Raw genomic sequence first — 16,270 nt, 5'->3', positions numbered from 1 at the left:
ACTTAAAAAGCCTCCATAATCTCCATAGGGGATTTACCCACTACAGAAATTATAGAACCGAAAAATGTCAGCAGAGCCTTTTTGTTGTAATATATTATTCACCAAATTTATACTCATTGAAAATCAAAATCTGATATTGTCAAGTTTACCTTGATTTAGTTCTAGCTACGACGCTTTTTCTAGTCAGGTTTTGATTTTCTTCGAGTATAAAGTTCTTGAATTTCTTATACTGATTTTAATTCAAAATCTGAATATAGAATTATGGTTCGAGTCTCCTTATCCTAGTAAATCGTCCAGATTTACACCTTGTACTTAAATGGTTTCAGATTTAGAATTTCATTGAGTATTATAAAGAGCTGTTGATAAATAACGTTCACCGTTATCAGGTAAAATAGCTAGGACTGTTTTACCTTTGCCTAATTCTTTAGCTTTCTCAATAGCTGCAAAAATAGCCGCACCAGAAGAAATCCCTACCAAGAAGCCTTCTTGGGCACCTACTTTTCGTCCAGTTTCTAAAGCATGTTCAGATGTAACACGAATGATTTGATCATAAGCGTTCGTATCAAGAGTATCAGGGATAAATCCTGCGGAGATTCCTTGGATTTTATGAGGTCCAGGATTCTCACCAGAGAGCACAGCGGATTCATCTGCTTCAACTGCTACAATCGTAATATTAGGATTAACTTTTTTCAATGTATTAGCAACACCAGTAACCGTTCCACCTGTTCCGACACCTGATACAAAAGCATCAAGTCCTGTTTCGCCGAAAGCATCGATGATTTCTTTACCAGTTTGTTCTTCGTGAACTTTAGGATTTGACGGATTGGCAAATTGCATAGGAACCCAACCCTGGCGCTCATCTGCTAATTCTGTAGTTTTGGCGATAGCTCCTTTCATACCTTCACTACCTGGGGTTAATACTAATTCAGCGCCATAAGCTTGAATTAATTGACGACGTTCAATGCTCATCGTATCAGGCATGACGATGACAACTTTATAACCTTTAGCAGCTCCGACCCAAGACAATCCGATGCCAGTATTACCAGAAGTCGGTTCAACGATAGTGTCTCCAGGTTTAATCGTTCCAGCATTTTCAGCATCCTCGATCATTTGCAACGCAATTCGATCTTTGACAGAGGATCCTGGATTAAAAGCTTCAATTTTAACGTAAACGTCAGCGGCATCCTCTGGAACAAGGCGGTTAAGCTTTACGATAGGTGTTTGCCCAACAAGTTCAGTGATATGATTGTAAATCTTTGACATACTTTTAGCTCCTCAACACTTTTGGTTACTAGTATAAAGGCTAGCTGAAAAGTTGTAAAATAGAAATTCCTTATCAAAGCGATAAGGAACGTTTATCATACAAAATTACATAAAGTACTGATATAATAAGGTTCGCTGATATATCAAGCTTTCATTAACAACCTATTAACAACTTTACAATGAAGCTAGCGCATTTTCAAAGATTGCAACAGCTTCTTTTTCTTTGTCTTTAGAGAGGTGACTATAGACATCAAGAGTAGTAGCGATGTTGCTATGACCCAATCGGTATTGTAATTCTTTTGGTTGCATGCCAGCATTGATCATTAAACTTGCGTGACTATGTCTAAACGCATGAAATCCTAAAACAGGTATATCACATTCTTTCAAAAAGATTTTTAGCCGATTTCTTAGTGTGCATTGATTTAGATAACCGCTTCTTGAACCAAAGACAAGGTTAGAAGTTAGCGCTATTTGTTGTTGTCTTGCTCGATATAACCGTAATTGTAATGCGGTAGCTTTGTCTATTGAAATTACCCGGTTACCTGCTTTGGTTTTCGTAGTCCCTACTTTACCATGTCTTTGTAGGCTTTTAGTTATGGAAACTTGCCCATTTTCAAAGTCAATGTCAGACCATTCAAGAGCTAATACCTCGCCAATACGGCAACCAGTTGCTAGTAGAAACTTGTAAAGAGTGATATCAAGCATATTGTTGAAATCAGAAATATCAAGCGTTGTTAAATGATTTAAAAATACTTTTAATTGATCAGGCTCAAAATGCTTTATTGTAGATGGTGTGAATTTACGTTTAGGAACAAGTACATCATTAGCTGGATTGCTTGTTAGAACTCCTAAAGAAACGCCAAACGCTAATATCCTTTTTAAAAGATTATATAGATCAGCATAGAGCTTATACCCTTTTTGATTTTCTGAATTATAGGCGGTAGCCCACTCATTAACAGTTTGCTGAATTGTAGCGCGTGTAAGTCTGTTTAATTTTATTTTGCCAAAAGCTGGTATAATGTAATAGTCTAATTGGTTATTGAAAGTATTTTGGGAAGAAAATTTATAAGCATGATAGTTATTCTTTTTCCAATGTTCAACCAATTCCTCTACTGTTTGGATATTTTGATTTTTTAATTTTGTTTGTCCGTTCTTATGCCATTCTTTTAGGATGGCTTTTTCTTTTTGTTTTAATGCTGTTTTACTTTTAGCACTGATAGAAGTAGTGACCTTTTTCCCAGTCAATACATCAATGCCAAGATATAAACTAGTACGGTAAGAAATAGCACCACTTTTGGTTTTGTATTCTCTTATTTTCATGTTTCAATCCTTTCCATCAGCAAGCAAGCCATTAAAGGGTTCTAGGATTGAATATCACGCGCAGAAACGCATGCTTTTATGGGATTGGTAGAATTTACCAAGAGAGAGGAAGGACGTTGTGAGAGGCTCTAGGGTTTGCTAGGTAGTGCTTGACGAAAGCACAAAACCCCAAGGAACGGCAATTCCAAGGGGCTTTTTTTGTGCACTGCCGATGGGCAAGTACAACACAATCAATCTTTCCCCTTGAGTATATCGCTAACTTTGTTAGTTGTCAATCGTTATCCCCCATTATCAGCTTTTTAAAGCGAGGATTAATGGCATAGTATCATGTATATAGGTCAATAACCTTATTTGTCTGCTCATTGACATATTTTAACATGTTATAGTATCAGTCAATGATGTTAATTCAAAATTTGCTGTTTATTGAAATAAGTTTAGCAACTTTGAACAATAGATATTGACGCTTTAATTAATGTTAATTTTCAAAGGGTTTAAAAATCGCTGAAACCATTGATATAACAGTGTTTTAAGCTGATAAGATTTACCGTGAATTAAAGTCAATAATCGCCAACTTTTTGGGAGGTCTTACTAACTATTTTTCAGGGTGATGATCAGTTAGTTGTTTCCATTTTGGAAATAACTGAATTTTTCTCTAATTCTCCCTAAAACTGAAATAATCGGAAATAAAAAATCAGTAACTTTAGCTTAGTGGAGGGGGTTAATTAGCTTTGAGCTTTTTCAGTATTGCTAACAAATGCTAACTTTTTTAAATCTTGATTTGGCGCGTGGGTCTGAAAAGTTCCTACACGTCTAAGGTGATGAAAAGTATCTACATTTTTCAGCCTATAAAAACCTAACAAAACCTGTTATTTTTTAGAGCTAATGTTGAGAAAAGTTGGAGGGTATTGAATTTTAAAAAACATTGTAACTATGGTTTGCCATGAATAAAGTTTATCTTTGAGCTGTATATGTCATCACCTTTTTTTATTTTTGAATTTCTCTTATATGTCTCATAGGATAACGTTACATTATCTTTATTAAAACTAACATCAACCACGACAGGAATTCTAGTTTTATAGCCATAAATTACTATATCTACAAATAGCATAGATTTCAAAAACAATTCCAAAGGTTTTAATTTTAAATAAAATTTGAGCCATTCGGAAATAATGCAGTCTGTAAATTTGATTATTGCATCATCGTTTAATTTTGACAAAAAAGTATTGATATCTGAAGTATCTTCAGCCCTGTTTTTATTAGATCTAAAAATAGCTAAATTTACTACAATGATTTTATTTTCATTTAATTGTGGAGAAACAACTAAAGAAAAAGGTTCTATATTCTTCTTTGTATCGATTATCTGACAGTCAAATAAAAAGTTTTCACTTGGTTTTATTTCTACTAAATCATTGTTATTTCGGTTATTACTATTAGAGTTTTCCTCAACCCAAAGCAAATTTTCCATGCTTACTTTTTCGTAATAATAGAAAGTGATTTCCCTATCTGTCACTGTAAGTAAATCCGTTAAAGACACATCAAAGTAATCTAATAGAGTTTCAAGAGTGTCAAATTGAACTCCCTTACTTTCGTTGTTTAATAAAGAAGTTAAAGTAGGCCGTGAAAGGCCTGTTTCATTAGATAACTTATTGATACTGATTTTATTTTTTTTCATCAAGTCTTTTAAATTTATTTTTATCATTGTGAAGTCTCCTTAACGCTATTTTACAGTAGAAAAAAATAAAACACAAGCAATTGTAAAAAACAATTGACAACTTTTATGTTATTTTGTAAACTGTAAACAACAACTTACAAAATAACATAAAAGTTGTTAATCAAACATTGCAATAAAAAGGGGGAAACGATGAAAAATAACTTACGTATTATCTTGGCAAAAGAACGTAAAAAAGTTTCAGATCTGCATGAAGCAACTGGAATTTCAAAGACAACGCTGACAGCTTTGTACTATGAACGTACCAAAAATCCAGAAGTTGAAACGCTTTTAAAGATTGCCAATGCTTTGAATGTAACGTTAGATGAACTATTGACCGTTGAAGAATAGGAGGCAAACCATGAACCTAGTTTATTTAGACGGCAAGAAAGAGCCGTACACAACGCACGACATCATAGCTGAACATGCTGAAGTTGAAAATGTTTCAGTCAGAAAGTTAATCGATAACCATAAAAAAGACTTAGAAGTCTTAGGGGTTTTGTCATTTGAAATCCATAAACCCCAAAAAGGTTCTTTAGGTGGACGACCTAGAAAAATCTATCGCTTAAATGAGCAACAGGCTACTTTGCTAGTTACTTACCTAGATAACACAAGACCAGTCAGGGATTTCAAACAAAATCTAGTCAAAGCATTCTTTGAAATGCGTGACGAACTCACCAAGTTCCAGTTACAGCGTGAATTAGAAAAGCCCAAGCGCAGGGCATTGCATGAAGCTATTGAAACATGGCTAGAAGCCCCAAAACACGCGCATTCAACGGTCACTAACTTATTACTGAAGTCTGTAACAGGATTTAACGCTAAGCAATTAAAGACTATCAGAGGTGGCAATAATGGTATCGATACGCTAACCAGTCATGAGTTGGAAAGATACCAAGCTTTTGAAGATATGGCTATTGCAATGATTGACCTAGGCTTTACCTATGGGGAAATCAAAACCATGATCAACAAAGGCAAAGAAAAAACGCACCACTAAATGGCGCGTGAGAATAAAAAAAGGCTTATGCAACCGACCAAAGTTCTAAGCCTTAAGCAAAAATAACTAAACCGATAACGAGCAAGCAAGTCATTAAAGGGTTTTAGTAAATATCTTTGCTTACATTGTAGCATACTTTGGCAGAAAGAGGAACAGTATGAATATCATTAAACAAGAAAAAAGTTCTTTCGGTGAACTTGAGATTGATTTTTATTTAGACAGAAAAAGAAATATCTTTGTCACGATTGAGCAGTTAGCGCAGGGATTTGGATATAAACAACGTCGAGGTATCGAAAAGCTGATAGAGCGTAACCCATATTTAAGGGATAAAAGGTTCTCAATCATAGCTGAGGTACCCTACACCATGGGCGGTACCCAGAATACCCGGCTATTCAATAAAAGAGGAGATACGCAATGGAATTAGTTTATTTAGACGGCAAGAAAGAGCCGTATACCACTAGCGAGATAATCGCTGAATGCGCAGAGGTACAGCACCATACTGTTACACGCCTATTAAGAAATCATAAAGAACGATTTGAGGCGTTTGGATTTTATGGATTTGAAATCCATAAATTAGATGGAAAAGGGAGACCCAAAAAGGTCTATCACTTAAACGAGCAACAGGCTACTTTGCTAATCACTTATCTGGATAACACTCCTCAGGTTGTCAAATTCAAAACAAACCTCGTCAAAGCATTCTTTGAAATGCGAGACGAGGTCACAGAATTTAGGTATCAACGGGCTTTAGAAAAATCAAAGCATAAAGAGCTCACCCAAGCTATCAAGGAGTGGCGACATTTCAATCGCTGGAGCTACAAAGCTATTAGCGACCTTCTACTGAAAGCTATCACAGGACAAACTGCAAAGCAACTGAAGCAGTCTCGCACAGGTTACAAAATTGCCTTAGATTGTTTGAGTGCGGAGGAGTTATCAAAGTATAGAGAACTTGAGCGCAAGGTGATTGTCCTGTTAGAACTCAATGCGGAATATGACGATATTAAAAAATTAGTCCTTTGAAAACTGAATATGGGTGCGTTGGAAGAAAAAATAAAAAAGCATTGCAAAACTATTGACAAATGCATTGCATAAGTATATAATAAAATCATGGTTAAGGAATTAACCAAAACCAACAGAAAGGACTTACCAGAAATGGCTAAACAAATGAAAAAATGGCTATCTAAGATAAAAGAGGTGACCGTCACAATCAACCTCTTCATCATAAAGATAACCATTAAGTTCTAAAGTAGTGGGGCGAGAGCCCTAACTACTGTTTAGTTATATCTTAGCAAAAGTAAGGGTAAAATGCAATGGAGAACGATAAAGTGCTTTATCACAAAAAGTTTAAAAATGCAGAGGTTACCATCGAGAAGACCAACCGAAAAGAGAAAATTCAAGGTCTTGTCGGACTAGTTTTACTAGGACTTGCTATTTGGTATTTTACTAAATAACATGTCAGCAAAAATGGGGCGACCTGTCAAAGGTTCTGAACCGATGGACAAACAACTTGTTGTTCGAATGACTGAAACAATGCACAACAATATTACTGAATATGCTGAACAGAACGGTATAGGAAAAATGGAAGTTGTGAGAAAAGCAGTCGAAGAATTTTTTGACAAATAAAAAAAGCCCAACGCTCAAACTTTGGACGGCGAGAGCGTTAGGCGGGAACGCACCCATATTCATAACAAATACGAGCACGTTTTTATTATATAAAGCGTACTCTTATTTGTCAAACACACAAAACAAAGAGTGCGCTTTTTGTGTACTCAAAATGGTCCTTTGAAAACTGAATAGAGTACGCAGATAAAAAAAGTTTGATTTAGGGGTTGATTTATGTAGCGACATAATTTACAATGTATTTTGTAGCGACAGAAAGGAGCATAAAATGACAGCTACCCCAAAACGTGGGCGACCTACTGACAGCAAAAAGGATTATATGCTGAGAGTTAGACTTGATAATGCAACAAGAGCTAAACTCGAAGAGATTGAGGCGAAAACGTCACAATCAAAATCAGAAATAATCAGAAATGGTATAGTTGAACAGTTTGACCGCCTCAAATAAAGAAAAGCCCTCAACGTGGTATAGTTTGGCGACCGTACACGTTAAGAGCTCCAGCACCCACAAAGTAGGTACGTAAATATAATAACATGCGTACTCTATTTTGTGAACCATTTGCACATTGAAAATAGAATACGCATGTTTTTTTAAAAGTTTGATTTAGGGGTTGACATGGAACTCATGAAGATATATAATTCATCTCGTGGAACTCATGGAAGGAGTGATGAATTTTATGAGCGAAACAAAAAAACGAGTGATTGGAATCCAAAAAGGAGAAGAACCGCTTGATGTTGATGTTAAGGTCAGAATTACAAAGACAGTCAACAGAAATCTAGTAGAATATGCCAAAGAGCATAATATCACTAGGGCGGACGCTATCCGTAAAGGGATAGACGAATTACTCAAATAAAACAAAGCCCCCTGCCTAGTTGTCTTAGTTTGGCGACCGAGCAACTAAACAGGGGAAGCACTGGAAAACCAGTACGTAAATATTATACATGCGTACTCTTTTTCAGTCAACACAAAAAACAGAAAGGGAGTGCGCTTTTTGTGTGCTCGAAAATAAGAAAAAATGAATAAATTTCCATTCAGAGAAGTTGCTAAACGATTAGATGAGCTAGAGGGTTTAACCATTCATGAAATGATAGAAGTCCTAGGGACTAGCGCTAAGAAAGTTGGCACGTTAAAGTCAGGGCTATACACTTGGCGTAGAAAGGGTAAAATTTCCTTTGTTTGTAAAAATAAGCGTTTTTATGATTTTAAACTAACAGATAGTAAACTAACGAATATTATCGAAGATGAAAACGAAAAAATTGAATTATCACAAATTAAAATAAAGCTCTATGTACAAGACGTTATAAACATGGCAGAACTTGCTGACAATCCAGCTATTAAGGCGACTGAACGGATAAAAGCAACCGAGAATAAACAACGGGCGCTGAAACACTTGGAAGATAAATACGCCTTACAGGTTTTAAAATCTTATGGCTTAACCGCTGAATTATAAACACCGACGACGGAACGCAGTACATTTCAAGCCGAAGCGTTGCAGAGTGGACGGAGAAACAACATAGCCATCTTAATAGAGAAATCGAGACTTACATCAGCTATTTAACTGACGATGATCAGAATCCAATTTTGGATTCTGGCTTAACCATGCGGATTGAGAGCTATTTTGTAGAAGATACTTACCAATCAGAAAAAGGTGGACGCTCTTATAAATTTTATTGGTGCAGTCGCAAGGGGTGCGAGTTAATTGCTAATAAGATGACAGGTAAGAAAGGCTTGAGATTTTCAGCGCAGTATATCGAAGCATTCCACAGTATGGAACAAGCACTCAAAGAAGTACCGACACCATCCACTGAGTCTATTTCAGAGCCAAAAAAACAGATTGAAGAAAGTCCTGAATTGACTTACATTCAAACCAAGCTAAAAGATATTAGTCAGCTAACAGACTTTACCGCTATTGATGAAGGACTAAGACAAGTTTCTAGCTTTATCAAAATGGTGATACCCAACAAATAATGACATTTTAACGGGGGCAACACCCCACAACACACCGTCCGGCAACTCAGACAGTGACAACTGTAGCGGTGTAAGAATCCATGTACAGTAAAGACAGGCAAAAATACCCAACAGGAGAAATAATATGAAACAATATTTTAAAGATTTTGAAAGCAAGTTACAAAGCGCAGAAGAAAAACTAGATATTTTAAGTGAATGGCATATCGCAAAAGGTCACGATGGGGCTAGTGATATAGCTGAACAATGTAGAACAGCCATCACAGAGCTTTGGATAGAATTTTACAAGCTATCTGAAAACTATATCAAGGCAGAAGCAAACCATGAAGAAGTTGTGAAAGCAAACATGGAGAATTTGTTAGGCGAGTTGAAACGCTATGATGATGACAGTTCGTCACGTTATCAGAAAGCCCCTAATTGGTTATTTTTCAATATTTTAGATATTGCTATCAGAAGTTTTGATGATGGTTGTGCTAAGGATTCAACGACTAATATTTGGTTATATTTACGTGGATTGATTGTCAGAGATTTAAAAGACCGCGGTGTTATTGAAAAAGTTATCCAGGATAGAAAAACCAGGGATTGGAATATTGTAATGAGTGAGGTTAATCAATGATCCAAGAACTTAATTTAAGCTCCACAGGATACGTTATATTGATTGCCATTGTGACATGGCTGATTATTCAAATACTGAAGACGCCAAGCATGAGAGCGCCTAAAATGGATGCTATGGAGCAACCAAAAAGCAATGAACCCGAATATCTAGCAAGATATGGGGCAGTAATACAAATGCAAGGGAGGAACTAAAATGGCAGATAAGAATTTCAATCTTGCTGAAGCAAGAGCAGAAAACTTTGGAAAATGGTTAGATGAAGCTTATGAGACTATGCTAGATTTTTCCCTAGAAGATAAATTTGACTGTTACAGTATCGAAGAACAAAATCAGCTAGATCGAGTGTTAGAGACCTTGTGCGATTTTTCTGATATGTGGTACAGAGGTCAGATTATGGTCAGCAGTCAAGAACATTAAGGAGGAACTAGATGAAACTTTACCATGCTACGCCAGTTGACAATATGGCGGAAATATTTAAGTTTGGTTTGAAAGCAACAAATGGCATGACTTTTTTAGCAGAAAGTGAAAACTTGGCGCGAGCTTTTGCAGTAACCTATAATTGGACACCTTATGCAATATTTGAAGTGACTATATCACCTAATGCAGTTGTTAGAAGTTATGACCACAATGAAGATTATTTCAAAGAACTAATCAATTCAGATACGGCAAAATGTTACATGACATTTAGTGATATACCAAAAGAGAGCATTAAATTAATGGGGGTTTGGGAATTTGACAAATTTAGAGGTTAGACTACTTAGGCTTTTAAAAGTCGGCAAAGAAAACGCAATACCAACGTCAGAGCTTGCTAGCTTGCTAAAAATTGATATTAGGACAATTAGAAACCTTGTTAGAAGCCTTAGGTTAAAGCATGGTATTGCAATCATTGGTGGACGTGAGACAGGCGCTAAGGGACTTTATATCCCAGCTAACGATACCGAACGCCTAGAGGGTATCAGAGCGCTTGAAAACCAAGCTAACGAAGAACGTAAAACCATCACAGCTTTATTGAATGCTGATTTAGGAGAGTTTAGGAGGGCGTTAGATGGCAGTATTGAGTGAGGAGACTAGCCGTGAATTGAAAATGGAAGTGCTTGAGGTTGTTTCCGAATACTTGAAAGAGCAGACCAAGCCAAAGCCTAGATTATTAGAGCTAGTAACACGGGCGCAGTTACAAGATGAACTAGACATCAGCTTGACGACGATCAAGCGTTGGGAAGAGACAGGTTTGAAGCAGTATAAGCCCCCGTTAGAAGATAGCAGAACTATTTTTTATAAAGTTGATGACATTTTGAAGTTTCTAGGAGTAGACGCATGACAATATATGAGACAGTGGGCTATAGTCAGCCATTACATGCTTATGATAAAAAGTCCCCGTTTCGCTATCTTAAAGAGTTTAAGCCTATTCCAGTACCTGAAGGGGTTACGATTGACGATTACAAACGTCAACAAGCCCCTTATTTTATTAGTGGAAAGATAAAGCCTAACGAACAGGGTATCTACAAGCGCAATAATGACAGTCTTATCAATCGTGACATTGTTTTGATTGATTATGATGATCTAGAGGACGCAGAAAACTTTAAAACAGCCGTCTCACGCGCCTTGGGAGAATTTAACTACATGATTTATAGCACGATAAAACACAGACCTGAGAAGCCAAGATACAGGCTAGCAGTGGACGTTGATAAAGCTATGAAAGAAGGTCAGTATAGGTCAACTATTGAAGAGATTACACAAGCTATTGGCTTACCATTTGATATGGCAAGCCTAACATGGTCGCAGTTAATGGGCTTACCCGTGGACGCTGGTCATTATGATTGTCTTATCAACGAGGGCAGACCTTACGAGATTAAAGGTGGAACAGTTATCAAGCCTATTCAAACATCATATAAGCCCCGTACAGGCGTTTCAATGACCATGAGAGTTATTCATACACTGATGAATGGATATGGCGCAGAGGGTGGTAGAAATCAAAGTCTAGCGCAGTTTGTGGGCTTACTTTTGAATAAGTGGGTTGATTGTGACGTCCCAACGGCTTATGAGTTGGCTAGGATAGCAAACGAGCAGACAGCCGAGCCTTTGCCAGTGACAGAATTAGATAACACGTTTAGAAGTATCGTTAAAGCAGAAACTAGAAAGAGAGGTGTTTAGCTATCGAAAAAGAAGAATTAAACCAACTACAAGAAGAACATGAGGAAGCGCGTGGAAAAGTGGTCAGCATTGAATATCAGAAGCTAGCACGCACCGAAAGTGGTAAGGTTAAAAAGACCCGCACTAATCTAATCACGTTACTAAAGGGTGGTGATGAAGCTTTTAGAGACGTCTTTGCTTACAACGAGGCTATCAATGATATTGAAATAGCTAAGTCAGTGAACCTTAATAATGGCTATCATCTCAATAAAGGAGTGGCAGACGATACAGCCATCGTTAACCTATGGGGCTACATTGCTGATAGGTGGGGGCTTGAGTTTAACAATAGCGATATTTACAATGCTTGCCTTATCGTGGCACAGGGCAATAGATACAACCCTATTAAAGATTTTCTGAATGACGTTGTTGAGACAGCCGAGAATAGAGACCCTTTTCAGATTATTAGGCACTATTTGAATGTTGAAGATACTGAATATAATAAAATCGTCTTTGATTTGGTCTTTCGTGGGGCGATTGCTAGAGTAATGACACCAGGTATTCAATTTGATTATTGTCTAGACCTTGTCGGAAGACAAGGAACAGGGAAAACAACCTTTTTCAGAGAAGTCTTTAAAGGATTTCAAGCAAACGTGACAGGTTTTTCTGATAAAGATGACCTTTTAAAGATGATGAGACTTTGGGCGGTCAATGATGATGAATTGATCGCGTCTAGTAAACTATCCTTTGGGGAATTGAAAAGCTTTATCACAGCAACGGAACACCTAATTAGACGACCATACGGGCGCATTACAGAGAGTTTCTTGGTAGACTACATTATCACTCGGACAACAAACGACACGGGGCATTTAAAGGACGCTACAGGCGACAGACGTTTCCTAGCGGTACAAGTTGAGCCAAAGACTCAAGAACACGGTCACAATATCAGTGATGATGATTTAAGAGATATTTGGGGCAATTATTACAGGGCATACAAGGCTAATCAAGTGCTTTTCTATACAGAAGATAGCCGTGAGGGTAAGCTTATTGTCAAGGAACGTGCTAAGTTTAAAGCCCAAGACGACATCATAGAGCGCTTAGAATGGTATTTAGATACCTTGATACCAGAAGACTTTTATGAGCCAGTGACAAGCAGTGTGAACCGCCATAACTATTATTGGGATTTAGAGGAAACAGGGGAAGCCTACCGAGACGGTGAGAACAGGACACCATGGGTCGGTACTGTTAAACGTGACAGGATTTTTCTAAAAGGCGTGATCAATGATATTTTCCAAGATGAGAAATCAGACCGTAACTTGAAGAATAAAATCAAGATTTACATGAATAATTTAGATGGTTGGGAGTTTCGTCGGGCTATTAAGTTTGGGAAAAAGACTACAAGTGGTTGGATTAAAAAGTAAAAATGCAACCAAAACAGCCTTTTTGCAACTTTTGAAAAAAAGTGCAACCGACCTAAACCCTTGATACATAAGGGATTAGATAGCGTTGGTTGCATAGTTGCATATTTTTTACTATAAACTATTTATATTATTTATATATACAGGATATTCCTATAGGTTTGTGGGGCGAAAAAAATGCAATTTTGCAACCAGTGGGGGTAAACCTCTTGGCGTTCTAAGGATAGCGCTGGTTGCATTTTAGTTGTAAAGTTGCAAAAAACTCCCACGAAACAAAGAAATGAGGAAGAAATGAATTGGAATTACACTGAGAAAGGTAAATTAGACCTAATATATGATTATGACAAATTTCCATCTAATCAACTTTATCGCTTAGAGTTACCAAACGGGCAGAGAGGGTATGACTTTATCAGCAAGATTAATTTTAATACAAAGTCAAAACCCGGTGACTTAGATTTCACAAAACAAGAACTGATAAGAAGAGGTTATCAGTGGGTATTTGATTGCGGGTTTGCCATCCCAGTAGATAAAGATGGAAAAGATTTACAGATAGGAGAATGACATGAAGACATTTTCAGATAAAGAAATAGTAGAATCTATGGAAGATATTGAGAAACACCGCTTAGCCTACATGGCAGACGATACACCAGTGAGTGAGACGGACTTACAAAAGCTAATGGTGATCGCTGAGAAACTAAGAAATGAAGATACTAGTTTAAATCTATATGAATTAAAGAAACACCCAGAGGCACGCGCCAAATTGTTTAGGCAGGTAGCAGAGGCTTGTTATATGGCTTTGGAGTTGAATCCAACAGAGGCGCACAAACTGAATTTTATTGACTATCTAGAAAAACAATTCGTCAATACGTTAGCTAAACAAGCTTATCAAACTGACTTAAAAGGGTTGAACCAATTTTTAGGACTTGCTAAACGAGAGAACAAGGACATTGACATCAAAGCATTGGCTAGTGATCTAATTGCTACAGGACTAATTACAAAGGAGAAGTAACATGACAACAAATTTATCACCAAAAGAAGAAATTACTACAAAATACTACAATAAGCGCGTGACAGAACTTTTAAACATGACAAAGAAAGAACTTGCCGAGTATATCGCAAGCCTTGAAGTGGAGTTCATGGACTTGTCTGACAGCGTGCTAGATGATGATTACCCGTTCATGGCAGTTCATGGCGTACAGTCAAATCTTGATAGGTTGGATAATGACGCTTTGCGATTGATGAAAGACTTAGATAAAGTTGATGAAGAATCAGAGTTAAAACAATTCCACGCGCTATGGAAATATCGCACAGCATAAAAAAGGACGCCTTAATTTAGGGCGTCTATTGTGCTGTAAAACCTTAAAAAACCTTATATAAAAACAGCGATAGATGAATAGCTTGGATAGGAAAAGCTCCCCATCCCCCCCATCTAAAAAAATAGCTTTTTAATCGCAAGTTGAAACCGGTGGATGGGGTCAACTATACAAGTATTTGTCTTCTCACGCGTAAGGGGGGGGTATCCCTAAATGTTGGGAATTGTTGGGTACGAGAACTTGAAAAAACTTGATAAAACTTGAAATAACCCTAAGAAAACCTAAGAACATGAAATAATATAGGCAAATGTCGGAAACGACGTTAGATTAGGAACAAAAAAGACAGCCATCGCTGACCGTCCTCCGTGTTAATAAACATTGCTTTATCATTATACCACGGAGGGTAATATGGACGCTAAACAACTAATCAAAGAGTTACAAACGATTCCTAAGTTTATCAGAGATTTGGAAGAAGACCGACAAGCGACTCTAAGCCTCGTTTACGGCTCGCACAGTTATTCTGATACAAGAGTGCAGACCAGTAAAACAAACGCACAGGAAGCTAAAACAGTGGCTTATTTGGATAAAAACGATTATATGTTGAAGCATATCGAACAGTTACACCAAGAGCGTCAAAGAATGCTTGAGTACGTTTATGCGGTTAAAGACATGAAACTTGTTCTAGTATTGCTCACCATCATCAATAGCGAGACATTGACTGAAGCACAGGATAAACTAGAAATTGGTAAGTCAAAATTCTTTAGAGAGAAAAAGAAAGCAATGGAAGCTTTGGACGAGGTATTGCTGAATCAAAGCTAAGATAACGGTTAATACTAAAGCAGGCGTTGATTATTCGGGAATACCCCCTATCTTTTTTATCGGGGGTGGGAATGTTCGGAGAGTGAGAACGCCGCTCTCTTTTGCGCAAAAAGTTCCCTTTTTGAATTTTTTTAAAGGCTATTACATGAAGTTGAAGTACCGATTTTATAGGATTTTGATTCGTAAAGCTATACCCCTAAACATTAATTTTTCTCACGCGCCTTTCAATGTGGTATGCTGAATGAAGCAGTAAAAAAAAGCACCCGTTAAGGTGCTAATCTTGCTTGCTGAACTCGTCTATTAACAACTCATTAACAACCAACTAAAAATATTTGTGATTGCTTATGGCTACTATTTTGATTAACTATCCTTATTTTATAGGCTTTTGTAGACAGTTAAGAATGGTTAAGAGTAACTAATCTAATAAGGAACGTTTATCATTAAGGAATAGGAACTTCAACAATTTTAGAATCAATTTTTTGGAAAGAGACCTTACCCTGATAAAATTCCGTTAAAGCAGATTGAAGATCAGACAACCTATCTTCGTCAGTATAGATATCGCTGGTTACATGTTCAAGAAATTGCGTGTTAAATTCTTCTAACTTTTCTTGCTCTAAAAAGTTAGCAAAGGTTTGGTATTGCGGATAGGTTAAATCTACTTGTAAGCCCACTTGTTCTTTTACAGTTACTAAACCGATTTCATTGAGAGCTTGGGCGACACTACCTGCATAAGCTCTAATCAGACCACCAGCACCGAGCTTAATTCCTCCAAAATACCGTGTAACAACAGCGACGATGTTGGTCAAATCTTGTTTTTCAAGTACGGTTAACATAGGAACGCCAGCAGTTCCACTGGGTTCACCATCATCACTGGAACGTTTGACTTCACTATTTTCTCCAATAATCATTGCAGAGCAGGAATGGTTGGCTTTGTAATGCTCTTTTTTGATAGCTGTAATAAAGTCACGCGCCTCTTCTTCACTTGTGACACGTTTAAGGTGGCAGATAAAGCGTGATTTCTTAATTTCTTCTTCAGTAGTGTGATTTGATGTGATTGTTTTATAATTCATAAAAAAATTTTACCATAAGCTTAAGATAACTTCGAATAAATAAGT

Annotated in this window: 25 protein-coding genes; 21 read left to right on the top strand and 4 right to left on the bottom strand. The window is 37.0% G+C overall.

Features of this window, described 5'->3' with window-relative positions:
• Window positions 1–336: 336 nt before the first annotated feature.
• From cysK to ACMZ6U_RS01265, 3 genes are all read right to left on the bottom strand, one after another.
• Window positions 337–1,263, bottom strand: a complete 927-nt coding sequence (gene cysK / locus ACMZ6U_RS01275; protein WP_416105866.1) for a cysteine synthase A — start codon at window positions 1,261–1,263, stop codon at window positions 337–339.
• A 174-nt stretch (window positions 1,264–1,437) separates the two neighbouring features.
• Window positions 1,438–2,583 carry a tyrosine-type recombinase/integrase gene (locus tag ACMZ6U_RS01270; protein ID WP_416105865.1) on the bottom strand — a complete coding sequence of 382 codons (1,146 nt, stop codon included), beginning with the start codon at window positions 2,581–2,583 and terminating at the stop codon, window positions 1,438–1,440.
• A 928-nt stretch (window positions 2,584–3,511) separates the two neighbouring features.
• A complete protein-coding gene (locus ACMZ6U_RS01265; protein WP_416105864.1) occupies window positions 3,512–4,282 on the bottom strand; it encodes a helix-turn-helix domain-containing protein in 771 nt (256 codons plus the stop codon).
• A 162-nt stretch (window positions 4,283–4,444) separates the two neighbouring features.
• On the opposite strand from ACMZ6U_RS01265, the gene ACMZ6U_RS01260 reads away from it, so the two are divergent.
• From ACMZ6U_RS01260 to ACMZ6U_RS01160, 21 genes are all read left to right on the top strand, one after another.
• Window positions 4,445–4,642 (top strand): helix-turn-helix domain-containing protein, encoded by a 198-nt coding sequence (locus ACMZ6U_RS01260; protein ID WP_416105863.1) that lies wholly within the window; start codon window positions 4,445–4,447, stop codon window positions 4,640–4,642.
• A 10-nt stretch (window positions 4,643–4,652) separates the two neighbouring features.
• A complete protein-coding gene (locus tag ACMZ6U_RS01255) occupies window positions 4,653–5,285 on the top strand; it encodes a Rha family transcriptional regulator (protein ID WP_416105862.1) in 633 nt (210 codons plus the stop codon).
• A 157-nt stretch (window positions 5,286–5,442) separates the two neighbouring features.
• Complete coding sequence (locus ACMZ6U_RS01250; protein WP_416105861.1) at window positions 5,443–5,709, top strand: hypothetical protein; 267 nt, start codon at window positions 5,443–5,445, stop codon at window positions 5,707–5,709.
• Window positions 5,700–6,302 (top strand): Rha family transcriptional regulator, encoded by a 603-nt coding sequence (locus tag ACMZ6U_RS01245; protein ID WP_416105860.1) that lies wholly within the window; start codon window positions 5,700–5,702, stop codon window positions 6,300–6,302. The genes ACMZ6U_RS01250 and ACMZ6U_RS01245 overlap by 10 nt, the downstream gene beginning before the upstream one ends.
• Before the next feature lie 305 nt (window positions 6,303–6,607).
• Window positions 6,608–6,733 carry a hypothetical protein gene (locus tag ACMZ6U_RS01240; protein WP_416105859.1) on the top strand — a complete coding sequence of 42 codons (126 nt, stop codon included), beginning with the start codon at window positions 6,608–6,610 and terminating at the stop codon, window positions 6,731–6,733.
• A 1-nt stretch (window position 6,734) separates the two neighbouring features.
• On the top strand, window positions 6,735–6,905 hold the full coding sequence (locus ACMZ6U_RS01235) for a CopG family transcriptional regulator (RefSeq protein ID WP_416105858.1): 171 nt from the start codon (window positions 6,735–6,737) through the stop codon (window positions 6,903–6,905).
• Between the two features lie 265 nt (window positions 6,906–7,170).
• Window positions 7,171–7,347 carry a CopG family transcriptional regulator gene (locus ACMZ6U_RS01230; RefSeq protein WP_416105857.1) on the top strand — a complete coding sequence of 59 codons (177 nt, stop codon included), beginning with the start codon at window positions 7,171–7,173 and terminating at the stop codon, window positions 7,345–7,347.
• Between the two features lie 229 nt (window positions 7,348–7,576).
• A complete protein-coding gene (locus tag ACMZ6U_RS01225) occupies window positions 7,577–7,753 on the top strand; it encodes a hypothetical protein (RefSeq protein ID WP_416105856.1) in 177 nt (58 codons plus the stop codon).
• 162 nt (window positions 7,754–7,915) lie between these two features.
• Window positions 7,916–8,350, top strand: coding sequence for a hypothetical protein (locus ACMZ6U_RS01220; protein WP_416105855.1), 435 nt, complete (start codon window positions 7,916–7,918; stop codon window positions 8,348–8,350).
• Window positions 8,344–8,868 carry a Rha family transcriptional regulator gene (locus ACMZ6U_RS01215; RefSeq protein ID WP_416105868.1) on the top strand — a complete coding sequence of 175 codons (525 nt, stop codon included), beginning with the start codon at window positions 8,344–8,346 and terminating at the stop codon, window positions 8,866–8,868. The genes ACMZ6U_RS01220 and ACMZ6U_RS01215 overlap by 7 nt, the downstream gene beginning before the upstream one ends.
• Window positions 8,869–8,992: 124 nt before the next feature.
• A complete protein-coding gene (locus ACMZ6U_RS01210) occupies window positions 8,993–9,481 on the top strand; it encodes a hypothetical protein (protein ID WP_416105854.1) in 489 nt (162 codons plus the stop codon).
• 192 nt (window positions 9,482–9,673) lie between these two features.
• A complete protein-coding gene (locus ACMZ6U_RS01205; protein WP_416105853.1) occupies window positions 9,674–9,895 on the top strand; it encodes a hypothetical protein in 222 nt (73 codons plus the stop codon).
• 11 nt (window positions 9,896–9,906) lie between these two features.
• Window positions 9,907–10,230: a hypothetical protein gene (locus tag ACMZ6U_RS01200; protein WP_416105852.1), complete on the top strand. Its 324-nt coding sequence runs from the start codon at window positions 9,907–9,909 to the stop codon at window positions 10,228–10,230.
• Window positions 10,211–10,540: a DNA-binding protein gene (locus tag ACMZ6U_RS01195; RefSeq protein ID WP_160544747.1), complete on the top strand. Its 330-nt coding sequence runs from the start codon at window positions 10,211–10,213 to the stop codon at window positions 10,538–10,540. The genes ACMZ6U_RS01200 and ACMZ6U_RS01195 overlap by 20 nt, the downstream gene beginning before the upstream one ends.
• Window positions 10,524–10,796 carry a hypothetical protein gene (locus tag ACMZ6U_RS01190; RefSeq protein ID WP_416105851.1) on the top strand — a complete coding sequence of 91 codons (273 nt, stop codon included), beginning with the start codon at window positions 10,524–10,526 and terminating at the stop codon, window positions 10,794–10,796. Before ACMZ6U_RS01195 ends, ACMZ6U_RS01190 begins: the two co-directional genes overlap by 17 nt.
• Window positions 10,793–11,629 carry a primase alpha helix C-terminal domain-containing protein gene (locus ACMZ6U_RS01185; RefSeq protein WP_416105850.1) on the top strand — a complete coding sequence of 279 codons (837 nt, stop codon included), beginning with the start codon at window positions 10,793–10,795 and terminating at the stop codon, window positions 11,627–11,629. Before ACMZ6U_RS01190 ends, ACMZ6U_RS01185 begins: the two co-directional genes overlap by 4 nt.
• 59 nt (window positions 11,630–11,688) lie before the next feature.
• A complete protein-coding gene (locus ACMZ6U_RS01180; RefSeq protein WP_416105849.1) occupies window positions 11,689–13,026 on the top strand; it encodes a VapE domain-containing protein in 1,338 nt (445 codons plus the stop codon).
• Window positions 13,027–13,314: 288 nt separating this feature from the next.
• On the top strand, window positions 13,315–13,584 hold the full coding sequence (locus ACMZ6U_RS01175) for a hypothetical protein (RefSeq protein ID WP_416105848.1): 270 nt from the start codon (window positions 13,315–13,317) through the stop codon (window positions 13,582–13,584).
• Window position 13,585: 1 nt separating this feature from the next.
• Window positions 13,586–14,032 carry a hypothetical protein gene (locus ACMZ6U_RS01170; RefSeq protein WP_416105847.1) on the top strand — a complete coding sequence of 149 codons (447 nt, stop codon included), beginning with the start codon at window positions 13,586–13,588 and terminating at the stop codon, window positions 14,030–14,032.
• Window position 14,033: 1 nt separating this feature from the next.
• Window positions 14,034–14,339, top strand: a complete 306-nt coding sequence (locus ACMZ6U_RS01165; RefSeq protein WP_416105846.1) for a hypothetical protein — start codon at window positions 14,034–14,036, stop codon at window positions 14,337–14,339.
• A 405-nt stretch (window positions 14,340–14,744) separates the two neighbouring features.
• Window positions 14,745–15,155, top strand: coding sequence for a hypothetical protein (locus tag ACMZ6U_RS01160; protein WP_416105845.1), 411 nt, complete (start codon window positions 14,745–14,747; stop codon window positions 15,153–15,155).
• Window positions 15,156–15,595: 440 nt separating this feature from the next.
• Here the strand turns inward: ACMZ6U_RS01160 and ACMZ6U_RS01155 are convergent, their stop codons facing one another.
• Window positions 15,596–16,225 carry a YigZ family protein gene (locus ACMZ6U_RS01155; protein WP_416105844.1) on the bottom strand — a complete coding sequence of 210 codons (630 nt, stop codon included), beginning with the start codon at window positions 16,223–16,225 and terminating at the stop codon, window positions 15,596–15,598.
• Window positions 16,226–16,270 lie beyond the last annotated feature (45 nt).

The sequence above is a fragment of the Streptococcus pluranimalium genome, from assembly GCF_047785745.1.
Lineage (GTDB): Bacteria > Bacillota > Bacilli > Lactobacillales > Streptococcaceae > Streptococcus > Streptococcus pluranimalium_B.
Note: the sequence above shows the minus strand (reverse complement) of the source record. Positions and strands in the feature narration are given on the sequence as shown.

Bases quoted from the DNA above. Each gene is read 5' to 3' on its own strand.
- cysK (WP_416105866.1), bottom strand. From the start codon at position 1,263: ATGTCAAAGATTTACAATCATATCACTGAACTTGTTGGGCAAACACCT.
- ACMZ6U_RS01270 (WP_416105865.1), bottom strand. From the start codon at position 2,583: ATGAAAATAAGAGAATACAAAACCAAAAGTGGTGCTATTTCTTACCGT.
- ACMZ6U_RS01265 (WP_416105864.1), bottom strand. From the start codon at position 4,282: ATGATAAAAATAAATTTAAAAGACTTGATGAAAAAAAATAAAATCAGT.
- ACMZ6U_RS01260 (WP_416105863.1), top strand. From the start codon at position 4,445: ATGAAAAATAACTTACGTATTATCTTGGCAAAAGAACGTAAAAAAGTT.
- ACMZ6U_RS01255 (WP_416105862.1), top strand. From the start codon at position 4,653: ATGAACCTAGTTTATTTAGACGGCAAGAAAGAGCCGTACACAACGCAC.
- ACMZ6U_RS01250 (WP_416105861.1), top strand. From the start codon at position 5,443: ATGAATATCATTAAACAAGAAAAAAGTTCTTTCGGTGAACTTGAGATT.
- ACMZ6U_RS01245 (WP_416105860.1), top strand. From the start codon at position 5,700: ATGGAATTAGTTTATTTAGACGGCAAGAAAGAGCCGTATACCACTAGC.
- ACMZ6U_RS01235 (WP_416105858.1), top strand. From the start codon at position 6,735: ATGTCAGCAAAAATGGGGCGACCTGTCAAAGGTTCTGAACCGATGGAC.
- ACMZ6U_RS01230 (WP_416105857.1), top strand. From the start codon at position 7,171: ATGACAGCTACCCCAAAACGTGGGCGACCTACTGACAGCAAAAAGGAT.
- ACMZ6U_RS01225 (WP_416105856.1), top strand. From the start codon at position 7,577: ATGAGCGAAACAAAAAAACGAGTGATTGGAATCCAAAAAGGAGAAGAA.
- ACMZ6U_RS01220 (WP_416105855.1), top strand. From the start codon at position 7,916: ATGAATAAATTTCCATTCAGAGAAGTTGCTAAACGATTAGATGAGCTA.
- ACMZ6U_RS01210 (WP_416105854.1), top strand. From the start codon at position 8,993: ATGAAACAATATTTTAAAGATTTTGAAAGCAAGTTACAAAGCGCAGAA.
- ACMZ6U_RS01205 (WP_416105853.1), top strand. From the start codon at position 9,674: ATGGCAGATAAGAATTTCAATCTTGCTGAAGCAAGAGCAGAAAACTTT.
- ACMZ6U_RS01200 (WP_416105852.1), top strand. From the start codon at position 9,907: ATGAAACTTTACCATGCTACGCCAGTTGACAATATGGCGGAAATATTT.
- ACMZ6U_RS01190 (WP_416105851.1), top strand. From the start codon at position 10,524: ATGGCAGTATTGAGTGAGGAGACTAGCCGTGAATTGAAAATGGAAGTG.
- ACMZ6U_RS01185 (WP_416105850.1), top strand. From the start codon at position 10,793: ATGACAATATATGAGACAGTGGGCTATAGTCAGCCATTACATGCTTAT.
- ACMZ6U_RS01175 (WP_416105848.1), top strand. From the start codon at position 13,315: ATGAATTGGAATTACACTGAGAAAGGTAAATTAGACCTAATATATGAT.
- ACMZ6U_RS01170 (WP_416105847.1), top strand. From the start codon at position 13,586: ATGAAGACATTTTCAGATAAAGAAATAGTAGAATCTATGGAAGATATT.
- ACMZ6U_RS01165 (WP_416105846.1), top strand. From the start codon at position 14,034: ATGACAACAAATTTATCACCAAAAGAAGAAATTACTACAAAATACTAC.
- ACMZ6U_RS01160 (WP_416105845.1), top strand. From the start codon at position 14,745: ATGGACGCTAAACAACTAATCAAAGAGTTACAAACGATTCCTAAGTTT.
- ACMZ6U_RS01155 (WP_416105844.1), bottom strand. From the start codon at position 16,225: ATGAATTATAAAACAATCACATCAAATCACACTACTGAAGAAGAAATT.